This is a genomic window from Pseudarthrobacter lactosi, from assembly GCF_055412785.1.
In genome coordinates, this window is sequence record NZ_JBVAYS010000001.1 from 96,803 (window position 1) to 114,130 (window position 17,328).

Below are 17,328 nucleotides of genomic sequence, written 5' to 3' on the forward strand. Positions count from 1 at the left end.
GCCGGAGAATGTCCAGTGCCGGCCCCCAGGGATACCAAACTACGGCTTAGGAATGTGCGGCGAGCAGTGAGCTGGCTTCCTGGCGGGTGCTGCCGGAGGATTCGATGTGCGCGAGCTGGGCGGGGATTTCCCAGCCCTTCTTGCGCATCGCGGTGGCCCAGAGCCGGCCGGCCCGGTAGGAGGAACGGACCAGCGGGCCGGACATAACGCCGAGGAAGCCGATCTCCTTGGCCTCGTCCTGCAGGTCCACGAACTCCTGCGGCTTGACCCAGCGGTCCACCGGCAGGTGCCGCTCGGACGGGCGCAGGTACTGGGTGATGGTGATCAGGTCACAGCCGGCCTCATGCAGGTCCCGCAGCGCCTCGGAGATCTCCTCACGGGTCTCGCCCATGCCCAGGATCAGGTTCGACTTCGTCACCATGCCCAGGGCCCGGCCCTGCGTGATGACATCCAGGGACCGCTCATACCGGAACGCCGGCCGGATCCGCTTGAAAATCCTCGGCACGGTCTCGACGTTGTGAGCGAAGACCTCGGGCTTGGAATCGCAGATCGCCGCGATGTGCTCGGGCTTGCCGGAGAAGTCAGGGATCAACAGTTCGACGCCGGTACCCGGGTTCAGCTCGTGGATCTTCCGGACCGTCTCGGCATAGAGCCACACACCCTCATCGGCCAGATCATCCCGGGCCACCCCCGTCACGGTGGCGTAACGCAGCTGCATGGCCAGGACCGAGCGGGCCACCTTCGTGGGCTCGAACATGTCCACCGGGGACGGCTTGCCCGTGTCGATCTGGCAGAAATCACAGCGGCGCGTGCATTCGGACCCGCCGATCAGGAACGTGGCTTCCTTGTCTTCCCAGCACTCAAAAATGTTCGGGCACCCGGCCTCCTCACACACCGTGTGCAGGCCTTCCTTCTTGACCAGGTTCTTAAGCTGGACATACTCCGGACCCATCTGGACCTTCGCCTTGATCCACTCCGGCTTCCGCTCCACAGGTACTGCAGAGTTCCGCTGCTCAACGCGCAGCAGCTTCCGGCCTTCTGGTGCCAGTGTCACAGGAGTGCTCCCTCAGGGATTGAAACGAGTGCTTCTTCGTGCTTGCGAAATTCTTCCATGAACCGGTCAGCGATATCGCCCGGGGCGATGTTCCTGCCGGTTTCGATGGACATTGTGGTGACGCTGGCGTCGGTGATGCCACAGGCGATGATCTGGGCATAAGGCGCCAGATCATTGTTGCAGTTAATGGCGACGCCATGCATTGTGACCCCGTCCAGGACGCGGATGCCGATCGCTGCAATCTTCCGGTCCGGGCCTTTGCTGTCAGCGGTGATCCACACCCCGGCCCGTCCCTTGATGCGCTCAGCGTTGATGCCATAGTCGGCAATTACGGCGATCATGACCGCTTCAAGCCGCTCAACATAGTCTCGGATGCCTGACCGGTTCTTCAGCTTGAGAATCGGATACGCGATTAGCTGGCCGGGGCCGTGCCAGGTCAGCTTGCCGCCGCGGTCCACCGCGACAACAGGCGTACCGTCCAACGGGCGCTCGTGCTCTTCCGTGAGCTTGCCGGCTGTGTAGACGGCGGCATGTTCAAGGATGAGGACGGTGCTGGGCGCCTCGGCTGCGACGACCTTGCTGTGGATCACGCGCTGCAGATCCCAGCCGCGGGTGTAGTCAACGAAATCCGGGGCGAGACCCACCTGTGAAAACTCAAGAGTCATGCCGTCCAGCTTAGACCCCGATCCGCGAGGGATCCGGCTATAGTGGCGGACCTCTCATGCCACCGGCGGATCCAGTGTAAGCCCGTGGCCTGTGGATAACTTCTGCAGGCATTCCCGGATTCCGCTAGACATGAGTCATGGATGATTTCACTGCCCCGGTGGTTCCAGGTTTCCTTGTGGGCCGCATGTTGGGCCGTGGCGGTAGTTCAACAGTGTGGCTGGTATCCGAAGAAAGATCCGGCCGGGAGTTTGCCCTGAAATGCCTTGGTGAAGGGCGCGCCGGGGCGCCCGGTCCGGGTGAAGACAGGGAGCCCGGCGAGGCCGAGGAATCCATCCGCCGTGAAATCCGTATTCTCTCTGTCCTCGGCCACCAGCACCTCATCAAGGCGCACGACGCCGTCCGTCTTCACCGTCCGGCGGGATCAGCGGGGTCGGGCGGAGGGTCAATAGGGCTGTTGCTGGATTACGCACCTGGCGGTTCCCTCGGAGAGTTGGTCGGCAGCAGGGGCAAGCTCACCATCGGGGAGACGGTCACGGTGCTCACCCCTCTTGCCCAGGTACTTGGCTACCTGCACGGCCAGGGGTTCACCCACGGTGACGTCTCGCCCGGGAACGTCCTCTTCACAGGGCACGGCAAGCCAATGCTGTCCGACGTCGGCATTGCCAGGATGGTGGGTGATGTTTCAGCAGTGCCGGACCATGGCACTGCGGGGTTTATGGATCCGGCACCGGTGGACGCAGTGCGGGCCGGGCTGCAGCCGGAACGCGACGTCTACTCGGTGGCGGCGCTGGGGTGGTATTGCCTCACGGGCCAGCCGCCACGCCGGACTGCCGACCGCCCGCCCCTCTCGCTCCTGCTCCCGGACGTTCCTGCCGAGCTGGCCGCTGCCCTGGAAGCGGGCCTTAATGAGGACCGGCGGCTGCGGCCCACAGCTGTTGAACTGGCGACGGCGGTCTACCGCAGTGCCCCGCCGCTGCCGGTGGACCTCGCGTCCTCGGTCCACGCCACGGTCATTCCGCAACTGCTGACGCGGCGCCGCGTCCCGGAACGTCCCGACGGCGCGCTCCGGCGTGGTCTCCAGGCCTGGCGGCGCCGGATCTCGACGTCGCGGTGGTCCGGGCTGGTGGGGGCTCGGCAGATCCTTCCGTTCCCGGCTGCGGACGAAAGGGAGATGCCAGTGGTTCGCGAGCCAATGCTCCACGTACCGGAGGCCCGGGCGCGAGCGGCCGGCACTCAGGCCGCGCCGGTCCAGGCGGTCGGTGGTGAACAGAGGGCGCCGCGCGGCAGGCATGCCGTGGAATCTGGCCCGAACGATCAAGAACCGATCCCCGGGGCGAATCGTCGGGCTGTGCCGTCCCGGAAGTCGGTGGACGCCGTTGCGAACCGGCAAGTTGGGCGTGCGGGAAGGGCCGGACGCAACCGGGGCACCGTGCTGCTGGCGTTGGGAGCCGTTGCCATCCTTGCAGGCGCTATCTGGGCCGCCGGCGCCTTTGGGGCAGGCGGACCGTGGGCCTTCCCAGCTGGACCAGAGGCGGTGGCTGCCGGAGACCGGACCCGTGGACCGGCGGAGGCGGAGAGTGCGGATACCGGAGAGGTGGACACCATGCTCGCGGCGGCAGGCGTCCCGGCCGTCGCCGCGGCGCAGCTGGATTCGGCCGATCCGCTCGAGGCAGTCCGGGGACTGGCAGCTGTGAGGTCCCTGGCCTTCAGTTCCGGCCGTTTGGAGCTGCTGGATCTCGTTAATGCCCCGGGTTCTACGGCTTCTGCCGCGGATGCAGGCCTCAAGGCTGAGCTCCAGGGGTCCGGCCACGTCCTGGCTGGCTTCACCAGTTCCGTATCGAACCTGCAGGTCGAGCCCGGCAGTCCACCCGGCCAGGTTGTTGTTGGCGTCACGTCAGCCACGTCGCCCTATGAGGAAAGGGACACGTCCGGAACAGCCGTGGCGACGGGCGCGCCGGTCGCGGCACGGAACCTCCGGCTGGTGCTGGTCTCGGTCAACGGCCGCTGGCGGATTACGGACGTCCTCCCGGGCTCCTGACGGTTGCCTCAGCGCGTTGGTCCAGCACGTTTGCCGAGGCTCAGTGCCTGCCGGCCACCCAGGCTGCGGCCTCGGCCAGTGACGGGTGTTGCCACGTGAAGCCGGCTGCCTCCAGGGCCGCCGGTTCCATCCGCTGGCTGGACAGGATAAGTTCGTCGGCCAGCTGCCCCATAACCAGGTGCAGGGCCGGCGACGGTACCCGGAAAAATGCCGGCCGATGGAGCGCGGATGCCAGCGCACCGATCAATGCGTTGACGTCAGCGCTTTCAGGGGCACAGACATTGACCGGTCCGTGCAACCCGGTGTCGGCGAGGAACATAAGGGCCGTGGCGACGTCCGGAAGCGTAATCCACGGCCAGTACTGCCTGCCGTGGCCGAGTGGTCCGCCCAGTCCGAGGCGAAGCAGCGGCAGTATCGGGCCCAGAGCGCCACCTGCGGGGCTAAGGACAACGCCGGTGCGTGGGGTGACCACGCGGACACCGGGCGGCGCCTGATGCGCGGCGGCCTCCCAATCGACGCAGATTCGGGACAGAACGCCCGAACCCGGCGACGCAGCCTCCCGGAGCTGGGCGGACCCCGAATCGCCGTAGTACCCGGACGCCGACTGGCTGATAAATGTGCGTGGCGGGTGGTCAAGCTTGGCCATGGCTGCGGTCAGAGTGCCGGTGGCAGCCAACCTCGAAGTCAACAATTCGTCGATTCGGCGCCTGGTCCAGGGTCTGTCCCCGATCCCGGCACCGGCGAGGTTGATCACGGTGTCCGCTCCGGCCAACGCCTGGGGGTCCAACCGTTGCGCTGCCGGGTCCCAACGGACTTCGGCCGCGGATGTGGGCTCGCGCCGGACGAGGGCGGTCACGTCATGGCCGGCCAATCGCAGCGTTGCGGACAAGTGGGTCCCGATCAGCCCTGAGGCTCCTGCTATAACGATGCGCATGATCCATCTCACCACGGCCCGCACGCCGCCGGTACCTCCCTCGGACCGTACCGGGAGTTGACTATGATCGAACGATGACTTCTTCGAGCTACTTCCGGTTTCCGCATGTCCACGGCGATCAGGTCACGTTTGTGGCAGAGGACGACGTATGGATCGCACCACTCAATGGCGGCCGCGCATGGCGGGTGTCGTCACTGCAGCTGCCCGTCCGGAATCCGCGGTTTACGCCTGACGGCAAGCGCCTGGTCTGGACTGTGATCCAGGGAACAGCACCGGAAGTGGTCTCGGCGGAGGTGGACGGCGGTGGCTACCGGCAACTGACGTATTTCGGCCACGCCACAACCAAGGTCAAAGGCTTCACCGCCGCCGGCGACGTAGTGGTGACCAGCGCGTTCCGCCAGGCTGAAAGCCGGCATACCTACGCTTACAGCGTCCCGGTCGACGGCGGGTCGGCTGAGGAGCTCCCCTTTGGGCCCGTCGAATCCGTAGCCTTCGGCCCGGAAGTTGGGGACGAGCGGCCGGTTGTCCTGGCCAGCGTGCTCTCCCGTGAACCGGCCTGGTGGAAGCGGTACCGCGGCGGCACTGCGGGCAAGCTCTGGATTGACGCCGACGGAAACGGCGAGTTCGAGCGCCTGGTTCCCCACCTGGACGGAAACCTCGCAGATCCGCTGTGGGTGGACGGGCGCATCGCATTCCTGTCAGACCACGAGGGTTACGGAAACCTGTACTCGGTGCTGCCCGGCGGCGGCGATCTCCGACGCCACACGGACCACGAGGACTTCTACGTCCGGCACGCGTCCACCGACGGCAAGCGGGTTATCTTCGAATCTGCAGGTGAACTCTGGATCCTGCACGATCTGTCGTCCGCTGCGGTACGGCTGGACATCTCGCTGGGCTCCGCGTCGCAGTCGCGCCGCCCGGGCCTGCTGAAAACCTCCAAACACCTGGGCGCGGTGGTGCCGGATGCCACCGGCTCTGCCAGCGTCGTGGAGGCCCACGGCACTCTTCACTGGCTCCGCCACAAGGACGGCCCGTCCCGTGTCGTTGAGGCCACCTCGGGCGTCCGCGCGCGGCTCCCCAGGCCGCTCGACGGCGGCCGCCTCGCCTATGTCGCAGATTACGACGGCGTGGAGGCGATCTTCATCAAGGAGATTGCCGCGCCGGTGCCCGACACTGTGGTTCCCGCCGTTACGGCCGCCCCCGCCGCCGCACCCGCCGCAGCGGATAGGGACCAAGCGGAAGCGCCACTGCCCCGGCCCGTTCCCGCGGCGGCATCATCCGCTGCGGTGGCTGCCGACGTCGTGGTCCCGGTGCAGGATGACTCCCCGGCGGGCGAACACCCGGCCAGCGTGGCCCACAGCCCGGCGGAATCCGCCGCCAACCCAGGGCCGTCAGGCCTGACTCGCATCGCTTTTCCCAAGCCGTCACGCGCCAGCGCCCTGGAGACGAGCCCCGATGGCCGGTGGATTGCCGTGGGAACCTCCTTCGGCGACATTTATGTGGCGGACACGGCCACCGGGGACCTTTCACTGGTCACCAGCATCGGCGAGGGCACCATCGCGGAACTCGCGTGGTCCCCAGACTCGCAGTGGCTGGCATGGTCCGAACCCGTCACCTCGTTCGGCTCCCGGAGCCGCCTCCGGCTCGCCAACGCCACGGACCTGGCGGGCGGCATCGTCGACGTCACCGACGGCCGTTTCTGCGACATGTCCCCAAGGTTCACGCCGGACGGAAAGTTCCTGGCATTCCTGTCCAACCGCAGCTTTGATCCGGTCTACGACGGGCACTCGTTCGACCTGTCCTTCCCCAGCCCCATCAAGCCGTACCTGGTGGCACTGGCGGCCACGACGCCGTCGCCGTTTGGCCCTGCTGTTGACCTGGCACCTGCCGCAAGCGCGGACAGTGCGGACGGCACGGACAGTACGGACGGCGTGGAGGCAGACGCCGCGGCGGGCCCCGCACCAGTGAGTGCGGTTCGCGTTGATCCCGCCGGGTTGGCGCACCGTGTCATCGGCGTTCCCGTACCCCAGGGCAACTACACGTCACTGACGTCAACCGAAGGCGCGCTGCTGTGGCTGGACTGGGCCTTGGCCGGCGTCACCGGCGACGGCAAAGCCAGCCAGGAAGACAAGGACGCCCGCCCCAGCTTGGTCCGGTTCGACCTGGCCCGCCGGAAGTCCGCCACGTTGGTGGAGGCTCTGGACAGCTACCGGCTCTCCGGCGACGGCAAGAAGGTGGTGCTCGTCAACGACAAGCAGGTCAGTGTGGTTCCTTCTGCTGCCAAAGCCGATGAGGAATCCGGCCAGCTGGTCAAGGTGGACCTGGGCCGGGTCCGCGTGATGATGGATCCGCTCAGCGTCTGGGGCCAGGCGTTCGACGAAGCCTGGCGCCTGCAGCGCGACTTCTTCTGGGCCGAAGACATGGCAGGACAGGACTGGGAGTCGATCCACAAGCGCTACCGGCCCATCGTTGACCGGCTGGGGTCCCACGACGACCTGGTGGACCTGCTCTGGGAGCTGCACGGGGAACTGGGCACCTCGCACGCCTACGTCCGGCCGGCAGCGGTCACGGAAAACGGCAGCAATGGCCAGGGACGCCTCGGCGCGGACTTCGCCTTCACTGCGGCCGGCTGGGAGATCACCCGCATCCTTGCCGGCGAGTCCTCGGACCCGCTGGCCACATCGCCGCTGACCCGGCCCGGCGCTGCCGCGATGGCAGGGGACGTACTACTGGCCATAGACGGTGTGCCGCTGTCCGCCGCGGTGAGCCCCGCGATGCAGCTGGTGGGCGCTGCCGGACGGGCTGTGGAGCTGACTTTGCGCAACGGATCCGGGCACGGCGCCGAGGCAGGGGAGCAGCGGCGGATCGCTGTGATCCCGGTCAAGGACGAGGAACGGCTGCGCTACCAGGAGTGGGTGGCCGCGAACCGCGGGATCGTCCGGGAGGCCTCCGGCGGCCGCTACGGGTACCTGCACATCCCGGACATGATGGCCAACGGCTGGGCGCAGCTGCACCGCGACCTCGACACCGAAACTGCCCTGGACGGACTCATCGTGGATGTCCGCCGGAACCGTGGCGGCCACACGTCCCAGCTGGTTGCGGAACTGATTGGCCGGAAGGTCACCGGCTGGAGCATGCCTCGCGGCGAAGCGCCGCGCACCTACCCGCACCACGCACCGCGGGGTCCGGTGATCATCCTCGCCGATGAATTCGCCGGGTCCGACGGCGACATCATCACCCAGGTTTCCAAGCTGCGGGGGATCGGCCCGGTGATCGGCACGCGCACGTGGGGCGGCGTGGTGGGGATCGATAACAGGTTCTCCCTGGCCGACGGCACCGGCGTGACCCAGCCGCGGTACGCCACCTGGTTCGGTGGCGGCGTGGGCTGGTCCGTGGAAAACTACGGCGTGGATCCCGACATCGAAGTGCTCTACCCGCCGCATGCTTATGCCGCCGGCAGGGACCCCCAGCTGGAATACGGGATCGGTGCGCTCAAGGAAATGATCCAGGAGCTGCCCACGGATAAGCCCCCGGTCCGCGAAGGCTACCGTCGCCTGAAGCCTGCGCCGCTTCCGGCCCGCCGGCACGCCGACTAGGCCTGTCCCGCACCAACAGAACAGAGAAGGCCCTGCTCCTCCCGGTCAGTCCGGGCGGGAGCAGGGCCTTCTCTGTTTCAGGAGCCTTCAGCGTTCATAGCGAACGCGGCAGCTGCCTGGCTGGATCAGGACTGCAGGGTAGCGTCCAGGGTGATATCGATGCTGGCCAGCGCGCCGGAAACCGGGCAGCCAACCTTGGCTTCGCCGGCGATCTTCTGGAATTCCTCTTCGGAGATGCCGGGGATCTTTGCGGACATGGTCAGGTGGCTCCCGGTGATGCCGGTGCCGGGGACGAACGTCACGTCGGCTTTGGTGTTGACTTCTTCCGGAGCATGTCCTGCCTGCGCGAGCATATTGCTGAACGCCATCGAGAAGCAGCTCGCGTGCGCTGCGGCGATCAGTTCTTCCGGGCTGGTCTTGCCCTCGGCCGCTTCGGTGCGTGCCTTCCAGGTAACCTCAAATGTGCCCAGGCCGGAGCTGTCCAGCGTGGTCTGACCCGACCCTGTCATCAGGTCGCCGTTCCATACTGTGTGCGCGGTGCGTGTTGCTGCCATGTCCACTCCTCAAAGTCGGTTCGAACCGGGACCGGCCGTTGCCTGGCCCCGCCGGTTCCAATCCTAGGGATTGAGCGGCAGCCGTGCACAGGGTGTCCGCTCTCAGTGGATTGTGACCGTGCCACCCGGCCGCCTGCCGGCGAATGCCCGGCGGTAGATCCGCGTGGCAGTAAACAGCGACGGCGCCGCGCCCGGACGAGGGGAGCGGCGCCGTCGTGGGCGGTTCAGCTGGCGATCAGTTCCAGAGCGTGGCGATGGCCACGTTGAGCAGCGCAAGTCCGCCAACTCCGTGGGCCAGGCCCTTGCTGATGTCCTCGCCCTTCTTGTATTTGCGGCGGCCGATGAAAGCCAGCACGCCGACAGCCAGGGCAATGGCGAACTTGATGCCCAGCTTGAAGTAGTTCGCGTCCATGTCGAGGGCAGGGATCAGGCCCATCAGCACAATGCCTGTGATGAGCTGAAGGGCCGCGCCATCGAACTGCCGGGGGTGGACCGTGGGGGTCTTCATGTTCCCGATCCAGATGCCGACGATCATGGCGGCGCCGACGATGTGCAGGAAGACCACAATGTTGTACACGATAATCATGCGACCAGTCTACGCATGGGTTCTACACCATGTAGTAAGGCGGTCGCCGGGTTCTTGTGTGTCGGCGGAAACGGGGAATCCAGGCGTTAAAGCGCGACGGCGGTGCTCGCGTTCCAGTGGTTTCCCACCGGTGCGTGCACCGCCGTCGTTCGGTCGTGCTTTGGGGCTAGAGTCCCAGGTCGGCCTCGAAGGCGCCTTCTTCAAGGCGGGCCTTCAGCGTCTGGAGGAAACGTCCTGCGTCCGCGCCGTCCACCAGGCGGTGATCGTACGTGAGGGACAGGTACATCATGGAGCGGATGGCGATCGAGTCGTCACCGTTCTCATCGGCCACCACCACGGGGCGCTTGACGATCGCGCCGGTGCCCAGGATCCCCACCTGTGGCTGGTTGATGATCGGGGTGTCGAACAGGGCGCCGACCGAACCGATGTTGGTGATGCTGAACGTCCCGCCGGACAGTTCGTCCGGGCCGATCTTGCCATCGCGGGTGCGCCCGGCAACGTCGGCGATCTTGCCGGCCAGTCCGGCCAGGTTCAGGTTTCCGGCATCGGTGATGACCGGAACCAGGAGGCCCTTGTCGGTGTCCACTGCGATCGCCAGGTGCTCGGCGTTGTGGTACGTGATTTCCTGCTTGTCCTCGTCGTACGCAGCGTTGAGCTTGGGGTGCTGCTTGAGAGCCTCGGCAACGGCCTTGGCGATAAACGGCAGGAAGGTGAGCTTGACGCCGTTCTGGGCCAGGAACGAGTTCTTGGCCTTCAGGCGGAGCTTGGCCACCTTGGTCATGTCCACTTCGTGCACCTGGGTGAGCTGCGTGGAGATTTCGAGGGATTCGCGCATGCGGCGGGCGATAACCTGGCGGATGCGGGGAGCCTTCTGCGTGGTGCCGCGCAGGGAGGATGCAGCCGGGCCGGCCGGAGCGGCGGACGGCTTGGCCGTTGCTGCTGCGGGCGGAGCCGCCTTGGCTTCTGCCGCCGCGAGGACGTCCTGCTTGCGGATGCGCCCACCAACGCCGGTGCCGGACAGTGATGAGACATCCACACCGTGCTGGTTGGCCAGCTTCCGGACCAGGGGCGTTACGTAACCGGACTCGCCGCCGGCAGCAGGCTCGGCTGCGGGTGCCGGGGCTGAAACGGGGGCAGGTGCTGCTGCCGCGGCCGGTGCCGCCGGAGCGGCCTCTGGCTTGGGTGCAACAGGAGCAGGTGCCGCGGCGGGCGCTGGCGCCGCAGGCTCGGCGGCGGGTGCCGGAGCGGAAGCTGCGGGGGCAGCCGCCCCGGAGCCGATGACGGCGAGGACGGCGCCAACTTCGGCCGTTTCGTCTTCGTTGACCCGGATTTCCTGCAGCGTTCCCGCGACGGGGGACGGGATTTCGGTGTCAACCTTGTCCGTGGATACTTCGAGCAGCGGCTCATCCACTGCAACGGTGTCGCCGACGGCCTTCAGCCAGCGGGTGACGGTTCCTTCGGTGACGCTTTCGCCCAGTGCCGGGAGGGTAACGTCGTGGCTTTCGCCGTCCGAGGAGGCGGGCGCTGCCGCTGCGGGTGCTTCGGCGGCCGGGGCCTCTTCTGCGGGTGCCTCTTCAGCCGGTGCCTCTGCAGCCGGTGCAGCGGGGGCTTCTTCGGCCGGGGCTGCTGCTTCGGGGGCGGCGCCGCCGCCGGAGCCGTCACCGATGCGGACCAGGGGAGCGCCTACTTCGGCGGTCTCATCTTCGGCGACGAGGATTTCCTCGATGATGCCGGCAACCGGAGAGGGGATTTCGGTGTCTACTTTGTCGGTGGAAACCTCGAGCAGCGGTTCGTCCACCTCTACCCGGTCACCTACCTGCTTGAGCCAGCGGGTGACGGTTCCTTCGGTGACGCTCTCACCGAGGGCGGGCAAGTTAACGGATTCAGACATGTCGTCCCCGTTCTCCTTATTGATCTTTTGTGCGGATGATGGCTGGCTTGTTCGAGCTTAGTGCACCCGGCGGATCACGCCGGGTGCACCAGGCCCTGTTGTCGTGCGGTGGTGCGGGCGGAACTGCTAGCCGTGCAGGGGCTTTCCGGCCAGGGCCAGGTGGGCCTCGCCCAGGGACTCGTTCTGCGTCGGGTGTGCGTGGACCAGCTGGGCCACGTCCTCCGGGTAGGCTTCCCAGTTCACGATCAGCTGGGCCTCGCCGATCTGCTCGCCCATGCGGGCGCCGATCATGTGGACGCCCACCACGGGGCCGTCCTTCTGGCGGACCAGCTTGACCAGGCCGCTGGTGCCCAGGATGGAGCTCTTGCCGTTGCCGGCGAGGTTGTATTCCTGGGTCTGGATCTGGTCGTCACCGAACTTGGCCTTAGCGGCCTTTTCCGTGTAGCCCACCGTGGCGATTTCGGGCTCGGAGTAGGTGACCTTGGGGATGTTGACGTCTTCGACGACGACGGGCTTCAGGCCCGCGATTTCCTCGGCGACGAAGATGCCCTGCTGGTAGCCGCGGTGTGCCAGCTGGACGCCGGGGACGATGTCGCCGATGGCATAGACGTTGCCGACACCGGTGTGCAGGCGCTCATTGGTGATGACGAAGCCGCGGTCGATGGTGATCCCGGCCTCTTCGTAGCCGAGGTTGGCCGTGACCGGGCCGCGGCCGACGGCCACAAGCATAAGGTCCGCTTCGAAGGTCTTGCCGTCCACGAGGGTGACCTTCACGCCGTCGGCGTTCTGCTCAACGCCCTGGAAGAAGGTGCCGGTGGAGAACTTGATGCCGCGCTTCTTGAAGGCGCGTTCGAAGGCCTTGACGATTGTCGCGTCTTCGTTGGGGACCAGCGAGGGCAGGCCCTCAATGATGGTGACGTCGACGCCGAAGGACTTCCAAACCGAAGCGAACTCGACGCCGATCACGCCGCCGCCCAGGATGATCGCGCTCTTGGGGATGAAATCCATGGTGAGGGCTTCGTCGGAAGTGATGACCTTGCCACCGATTTCCAGGCCCGGCAGCGACCGGGAGTAGGAGCCGGTCGCGAGGACAATGTTCTTGCCCTTGTATGCGGTACCGTTCACAACTACGGTGTCCGTGCCCTGGAGCTTGCCTTCGCCTTCGATGACGGTGATGCCCTTTTTGCCCTTGATGAGACCCTGCAGGCCCTTGAACTTGCCGGCGATGATCCCGTCTTTGTAGGCGTTGACAGCAGTAATGTCGATGCTGTCAAGGGTGACGTTGACGCCGTACTTTGCCGAGTCGCGGGCGTGGTCGGCCAGTTCAGCGGAGTGCAGCAGGGCTTTGGTGGGGATACAGCCGTTGTGCAGGCAGGTGCCGCCGAGCTTGCCCTTTTCAATCAGGCCAACGGTGAGGCCGAGCTGAACGGCACGCAGGGCAGTTGCGTAACCGCCGCTGCCGCCGCCGAGTACCAGGATGTCGAATTCTTGCGCAGTTGCCTGATCGGCCACTAAAACGCTCCCTCGCGTGAACGATGACACGAGAGTACGCATCATCTGGTCTTGGAACTTCCCTGCCGTGATTATGCCAGCAGGACAGTTCCCTTTCATTTGTGACTACCGGAGTTCACCTTAGCGAACCACTAATACATGCTCCACCTTGCCGTGGCGTTTGTGGGGCGCTTGTGGTGAGTGTCACGCGGCTGTGTGTCCAAGGATTCACCGTGGTGTCACAAAGCCGCGTGACAGTTCAAAAAGCTGGTCAGGCAGCCGACGTCAGCAGGTCCTCGACGTAGGCCACCAGTGTGCGGACCGTGCAGCCCGTGCCCTGCTTGTGCGTGTAGCCGTAAGGGCTTCCGTTGTTGAAGGACGGACCGGCGATGTCGATGTGCGCCCAGGGGATCTGCTCCCCGTCCTTGCCCTTGCCCACAAACTCGCGCAGGAAAACAGCCGCGGTCATCATGCCGCCGTGGCGTTCACCGATGTTGGCGAGGTCGGCCACCTGGGAGTCGATGCTCGGGCGCAGCTCTTCCGGCAGCGGCATCGGCCACACCAGCTCGCCGGCACGGTCCGCGGCAGCCTTGATCGGCCCGGTGACGCTGTCCGAACCCATCACGCCGGCAGTTCTGTTGCCGAGGGCGATGAGCTGCGCGCCGGTGAGGGTGGCGACGTCGATGATGGCGTCAGGGTATTCGAGGCTCGCCGCGACGATGCCGTCTGCCATGACCAGGCGGCCTTCGGCGTCGGTGTTCAGCACCTCAACGGTCTTGCCGCCGAACATGGTCAGGACATCCGCCGGCCGTGAGGCGGCGCCGGAGGGCATGTTTTCAGCGATGCAGAGCCAGGCGGTCGTCCTCACCGGCAGGCCCAGTCCTGCGATCGCCAGCACAGTATTAAGTACGACGGCGGCGCCCGCCATGTCGCTCTTCATGTCACCCATGCCAAGGGCCGGCTTAATCGAGATTCCGCCGGTGTCGAACGTGATGCCCTTGCCCACCAAAGCGATTTTTGCGGTGGCCTTTGCGGGCGCATACTCGACCTTCACCAGGCGGGGCTGGCGGGTGGACCCCTTGCCCACGCCCATGATGCCGCCGAAGCCTTCCTTCTCGAGGCGCTTTTCGTCCCAGACCGTCACCTTGACCGGGAGGCCCTTGGACAGCTCCTTGGCGGCCTCGGCGAAAGACTCGGGGTACAGGTGGCTGGGTGGCTGGTTGACCAGGGACCGCGTGGCGTTGACGGCTTTGCCGATCAGGCCAGCACGCGTCAGCGCGGCGCGAAGCGCATCGGTGGGGGCAACGTCCGTGTAGATCACCGCGTTGCGGACCGGTTCCTTCAGCCCGTCGCTGGAGGACCGGTACTCGGTGAAGGAATAGGCGCCCAGGGCGGCACCCTCGGCGACCGCCGCGACGTCGGCGACTCCCGCCGTCGGGAGGGCGAGGACGACGGTGGCCAGGCCGCCGAGCTGGCGGACGGCGGAACCGGCGGCACGCCGCAGGGCCTCTTCGGTCAGCGGACGGCCGGCGGCAACCTTGCCGACGCCTGCGAGAACCAGAACCCCGGCACCCGTTTCCGGCAGTCCGGGCAGCCGGACGATCTGGTCGGCGGCGCCGGTGACGCCAAGAACCTTGAGGGAGTCGGTCAGGGCTTCCGCCGACTTTGCGGTCAGTGGGTTCGCAAGCAGGACGGGGCCGTCCGATCCCTGTCCCACGCCGATGACGACGGCGTCACTGGGGGTCCTCTTCAGGTCCTTGGCGAGGGTACTAAGGTTGATTTCAGTATTCTTGACCACGGGGTAAGTCCTCAATTCTCGAAAAGGCTGTTCGCGCTGGTATGGATGTCAGGCGCTCGGCCATGGAAGTCCGGCGGCCGTCCGATCGGGACGTCGCCGGGGTGCCGGTAAACCCGTCCGGCGGGCCATTCACGATCGTAGCCGCTGCGGGCCGCAGCAGCGGAATCTCCTGAGACCTGCGCCACACCGGCTGGCGGAATTCCGGGGTGCCTGGCCGCGTTGTACAAGATATTCACCCGACTGCTTGAAAGGACGACGCCGTGCTTGAACGGATTTCCGGTTCCCTGCTGGACCCCGATGCGCTCTATGCGAGCAACATCGAGCTGTTCCACAGCCCGGCGCTCCGCGGGCTGAACCTGGTGATGGGCTTCACCGGCTTTGCCGATGCCGGCCACGTGGTGAGGCAGATCAATGCGGAGCTCCTGGACACCCTGGACGCCGAGCCGGTGGCTGTGTTTGATGCCGACCAGCTCATCGACTACCGGTCGCGGAGGCCGCACATCTCCTTCGTGGAGGATCACCTCCAGGACTATCAGCAGCCGAAGCTGGCGCTGTACAAGCTGACGGACGGGCTCGGCAGCCCCTTCCTGCTGCTGGCCGGTTTTGAACCTGACCTTCAGTGGGAGCGATTTGCACGCGCAGTCGTTGGCATCGTGGAAAAGCTGGACGTGAACCTGGTGACCTGGATCCACTCCATTCCCATGCCTGTGCCGCATACGCGCCCCGTGGGTGTGACCGTCCACGGCAACCGTCCGGAACTGATCGAGGGCATTTCCGTCTGGAAGCCCACCGTTGACGTTCCTGCGGCCGTAGGGCACATTCTGGAGCTGCGGCTGATGGAGGCTGAACGCAATGTTGCCGGCTACGTGATCCACGTTCCGCACTACCTAGCAGACGCGGAATACCCGCCGGCCGCCGTGGCCGGACTTGAATTCCTCGGTGCCGCGACGTCCCTGATGTTGCCCGCGGACCGGCTGCGCGAAGCGGGCCGGGAAGTGGGCCGCCAGATCGCCGAGCAGGTCGCGGCCTCGGAAGATGTGCAGCAGGTGGTCTCGCGGCTGGAAGAGCGGTACGACGAGAAGGCCGAAGGCACCGTCCGTCGCTCACTCCTGGCCGATGAAAATGACGAACTGCCGAACGGGGACGAGCTGGGCGCGGCAGTGGAGGCCTACCTGGCCCGCGAGAACCCGCACCCATAGCCGCACCCGAAGCCAGCCAAGCGGAGTCCGCCTGGCAGACGACTGCCCGGGGTGGGGCAGCAGCCCGGGCATAATGATGGGGTGACTGCACCCCGAGCCTGGCTGATCTGGACCATCGGCATCTTCGCCTACCTTGTGGCCGTCTCCCAGCGCACCTCATTCGGGGTGGTGGGGCTGGAGGCCACCGAGCGGTTCCACGCCGGCGCGTCCGCCATCTCCTTCTTCACGGTGCTGCAGCTGCTGGTCTACGCGGGCCTGCAGATCCCCGTCGGACTCCTGGTGGACAGGTTCGGCTCGCGCATCATGATCGCCGGTGGAGCCGTCCTCATGGGACTCGGGCAGCTCCAGCTGGCCTTCGCCGACACCATCCCCGGCGGCGTGGCGGGGCGGGTTCTGGTGGGCGCCGGCGATGCCATGACCTTTATTTCCGTGATCCGGCTCATTCCCTTGTGGTTCGCGCCAGCGCGGGTTCCGCTGGTCACGCAGCTGACGGGCATGTCGGGCCAGCTGGGCCAGCTGTTCAGTGTGCTGCCGTTCGCCTTTGTCCTGCATTCCTTTGGCTGGACCCCCGGCTTCCTGATGCTCGCCGGCATGGCGGGCCTGGCGGTGGTGCTGGTGCTGCTGATGTTGAAGGACCACCCGCCCGGTGCGCCCGCCCCGCAGGCGCACCAGGGGTTGAAGGCCACAGGCGCCTCGCTCGCGCGGGCCTGGCGCCAGCCGGGTACCCGGTTGGGGATGTGGAGCCACTTCACTATCCAGTTCAGCGGCACCGTGTTCGCCATGACGTGGGGATATCCGTTCCTGATCTCGGGACAAGGCCTGGATGCCGCAACCGTGGCCGGCCTGATGTCCTTGTACGTTGCCGCGGCGATGGCCGTGGGCCCTTTCATCGGACAGTTCGTGTCCCGCCACCCGCTTCGCCGGTCAACCATGGTGTTGCTCATCGCCGGCGCCACGGCCGCTGCCTGGGCCGCGGTGCTGCTGACGCCCGGCCGCTCCCCACTGTGGCTGCTGGCGTGCCTGGTGGTGGTCCTGGCCATCGGGGGGCCGGGATCGATGATCGGTTTTGATTTCGCGCGGACGTTCAATCCCGCGCACAGGATCGGAACCGCAACAGGCATCGTGAATGTGGGCGGCTTTATCGCGGCCCTCGTGGCGATCTTCCTGGTCGGCCTGGTGCTGGACGTCCTGCTGGCCAGCGGCTATTCCGGCGGCGTCCTGTACGGGCTCGAACCTTTTCGGATCGCACTCAGCGTTCAGTTCCTGCTGCTGGGCTTCGGTGCCGCCATGACGATAGTCTGCCGGCGCAAAGTACGGCGGCAAATGGCAGCGCAGGGTGTTGTGGTGCCGCCGCTCCTCCGGGCCATGGCGCAGCAGCGGCGGGCAAAGCTGGCCCGGCGACGCCAGCCGTCCGGGTCCACGGACCGCGCCGGCAAAGGCTGACACTTGTCCTCCACATCGGGCCTCCTGGGGCATTTGTTGACATAGCGGAAGTTGCCACTTCAACCCTGCCGGTGGTTC

12 protein-coding genes are annotated in these 17,328 nt (G+C 66.4%); 4 read left to right on the forward strand and 8 right to left on the reverse strand.

Translation table 11 applies throughout. The features are described from left to right. Window positions 1–46 precede the first annotated feature (46 nt). Complete coding sequence (lipA, locus tag ACZY0Q_RS00450) at window positions 47–1,054, reverse strand: lipoyl synthase (protein ID WP_463913347.1); 1,008 nt, start codon at window positions 1,052–1,054, stop codon at window positions 47–49. Further along, entirely contained in the window at window positions 1,051–1,719 is a 669-nt protein-coding gene (gene lipB, locus ACZY0Q_RS00455; RefSeq protein ID WP_463913350.1) for a lipoyl(octanoyl) transferase LipB, read from the reverse strand. The genes lipA and lipB overlap by 4 nt, the downstream gene beginning before the upstream one ends. 137 nt (window positions 1,720–1,856) lie before the next feature. Here lipB and ACZY0Q_RS00460 point away from each other — a divergent pair, with 137 nt between their 5' ends. Next, window positions 1,857–3,758: a serine/threonine protein kinase gene (locus tag ACZY0Q_RS00460; protein ID WP_463913353.1), complete on the forward strand. Its 1,902-nt coding sequence runs from the start codon at window positions 1,857–1,859 to the stop codon at window positions 3,756–3,758. Window positions 3,759–3,798: 40 nt separating this feature from the next. Here ACZY0Q_RS00460 and ACZY0Q_RS00465 read toward each other — a convergent pair whose 3' ends face one another. Beyond that, the gene (locus ACZY0Q_RS00465) at window positions 3,799–4,692 is read right to left on the reverse strand and encodes a TIGR01777 family oxidoreductase (protein ID WP_463913355.1); all 894 of its coding nucleotides are present in this window, start codon (window positions 4,690–4,692) and stop codon (window positions 3,799–3,801) included. A 74-nt stretch (window positions 4,693–4,766) separates the two neighbouring features. On the opposite strand from ACZY0Q_RS00465, the gene ACZY0Q_RS00470 reads away from it, so the two are divergent. After that, entirely contained in the window at window positions 4,767–8,288 is a 3,522-nt protein-coding gene (locus ACZY0Q_RS00470; RefSeq protein WP_463913357.1) for a S41 family peptidase, read from the forward strand. 125 nt (window positions 8,289–8,413) lie between these two features. Here ACZY0Q_RS00470 and ACZY0Q_RS00475 read toward each other — a convergent pair whose 3' ends face one another. From ACZY0Q_RS00475 to ACZY0Q_RS00495, 5 genes are all read right to left on the reverse strand, one after another. After that, window positions 8,414–8,842 (reverse strand): OsmC family protein, encoded by a 429-nt coding sequence (locus ACZY0Q_RS00475; protein ID WP_463913359.1) that lies wholly within the window; start codon window positions 8,840–8,842, stop codon window positions 8,414–8,416. A gap of 235 nt (window positions 8,843–9,077) precedes the next feature. Beyond that, complete coding sequence (locus ACZY0Q_RS00480) at window positions 9,078–9,428, reverse strand: hypothetical protein (RefSeq protein ID WP_058929351.1); 351 nt, start codon at window positions 9,426–9,428, stop codon at window positions 9,078–9,080. Window positions 9,429–9,594: 166 nt separating this feature from the next. Next, a complete protein-coding gene (gene sucB, locus ACZY0Q_RS00485; RefSeq protein ID WP_463913362.1) occupies window positions 9,595–11,319 on the reverse strand; it encodes a 2-oxoglutarate dehydrogenase, E2 component, dihydrolipoamide succinyltransferase in 1,725 nt (574 codons plus the stop codon). 126 nt (window positions 11,320–11,445) lie between these two features. Then, window positions 11,446–12,831 carry a dihydrolipoyl dehydrogenase gene (lpdA, locus tag ACZY0Q_RS00490; protein WP_463913365.1) on the reverse strand — a complete coding sequence of 462 codons (1,386 nt, stop codon included), beginning with the start codon at window positions 12,829–12,831 and terminating at the stop codon, window positions 11,446–11,448. Window positions 12,832–13,081: 250 nt separating this feature from the next. Next, window positions 13,082–14,608 carry a leucyl aminopeptidase gene (locus ACZY0Q_RS00495; RefSeq protein WP_463913367.1) on the reverse strand — a complete coding sequence of 509 codons (1,527 nt, stop codon included), beginning with the start codon at window positions 14,606–14,608 and terminating at the stop codon, window positions 13,082–13,084. Between the two features lie 260 nt (window positions 14,609–14,868). On the opposite strand from ACZY0Q_RS00495, the gene ACZY0Q_RS00500 reads away from it, so the two are divergent. After that, window positions 14,869–15,807, forward strand: coding sequence for a proteasome assembly chaperone family protein (locus ACZY0Q_RS00500; protein ID WP_463913370.1), 939 nt, complete (start codon window positions 14,869–14,871; stop codon window positions 15,805–15,807). Window positions 15,808–15,888: 81 nt separating this feature from the next. Then, window positions 15,889–17,250 (forward strand): MFS transporter, encoded by a 1,362-nt coding sequence (locus ACZY0Q_RS00505; protein WP_463913373.1) that lies wholly within the window; start codon window positions 15,889–15,891, stop codon window positions 17,248–17,250. Window positions 17,251–17,328 lie beyond the last annotated feature (78 nt).

What these genes read in the sequence shown, in the direction of transcription:
- lipB (WP_463913350.1), bottom strand. Translation starts at nt 1,719, where the DNA reads ATGACTCTTGAGTTTTCACAGGTGGGTCTCGCCCCGGATTTCGTTGAC.
- ACZY0Q_RS00460 (WP_463913353.1), top strand. Translation starts at nt 1,857, where the DNA reads ATGGATGATTTCACTGCCCCGGTGGTTCCAGGTTTCCTTGTGGGCCGC.
- ACZY0Q_RS00465 (WP_463913355.1), bottom strand. Translation starts at nt 4,692, where the DNA reads ATGCGCATCGTTATAGCAGGAGCCTCAGGGCTGATCGGGACCCACTTG.
- ACZY0Q_RS00470 (WP_463913357.1), top strand. Translation starts at nt 4,767, where the DNA reads ATGACTTCTTCGAGCTACTTCCGGTTTCCGCATGTCCACGGCGATCAG.
- ACZY0Q_RS00475 (WP_463913359.1), bottom strand. Translation starts at nt 8,842, where the DNA reads ATGGCAGCAACACGCACCGCGCACACAGTATGGAACGGCGACCTGATG.
- ACZY0Q_RS00480 (WP_058929351.1), bottom strand. Translation starts at nt 9,428, where the DNA reads ATGATTATCGTGTACAACATTGTGGTCTTCCTGCACATCGTCGGCGCC.
- sucB (WP_463913362.1), bottom strand. Translation starts at nt 11,319, where the DNA reads ATGTCTGAATCCGTTAACTTGCCCGCCCTCGGTGAGAGCGTCACCGAA.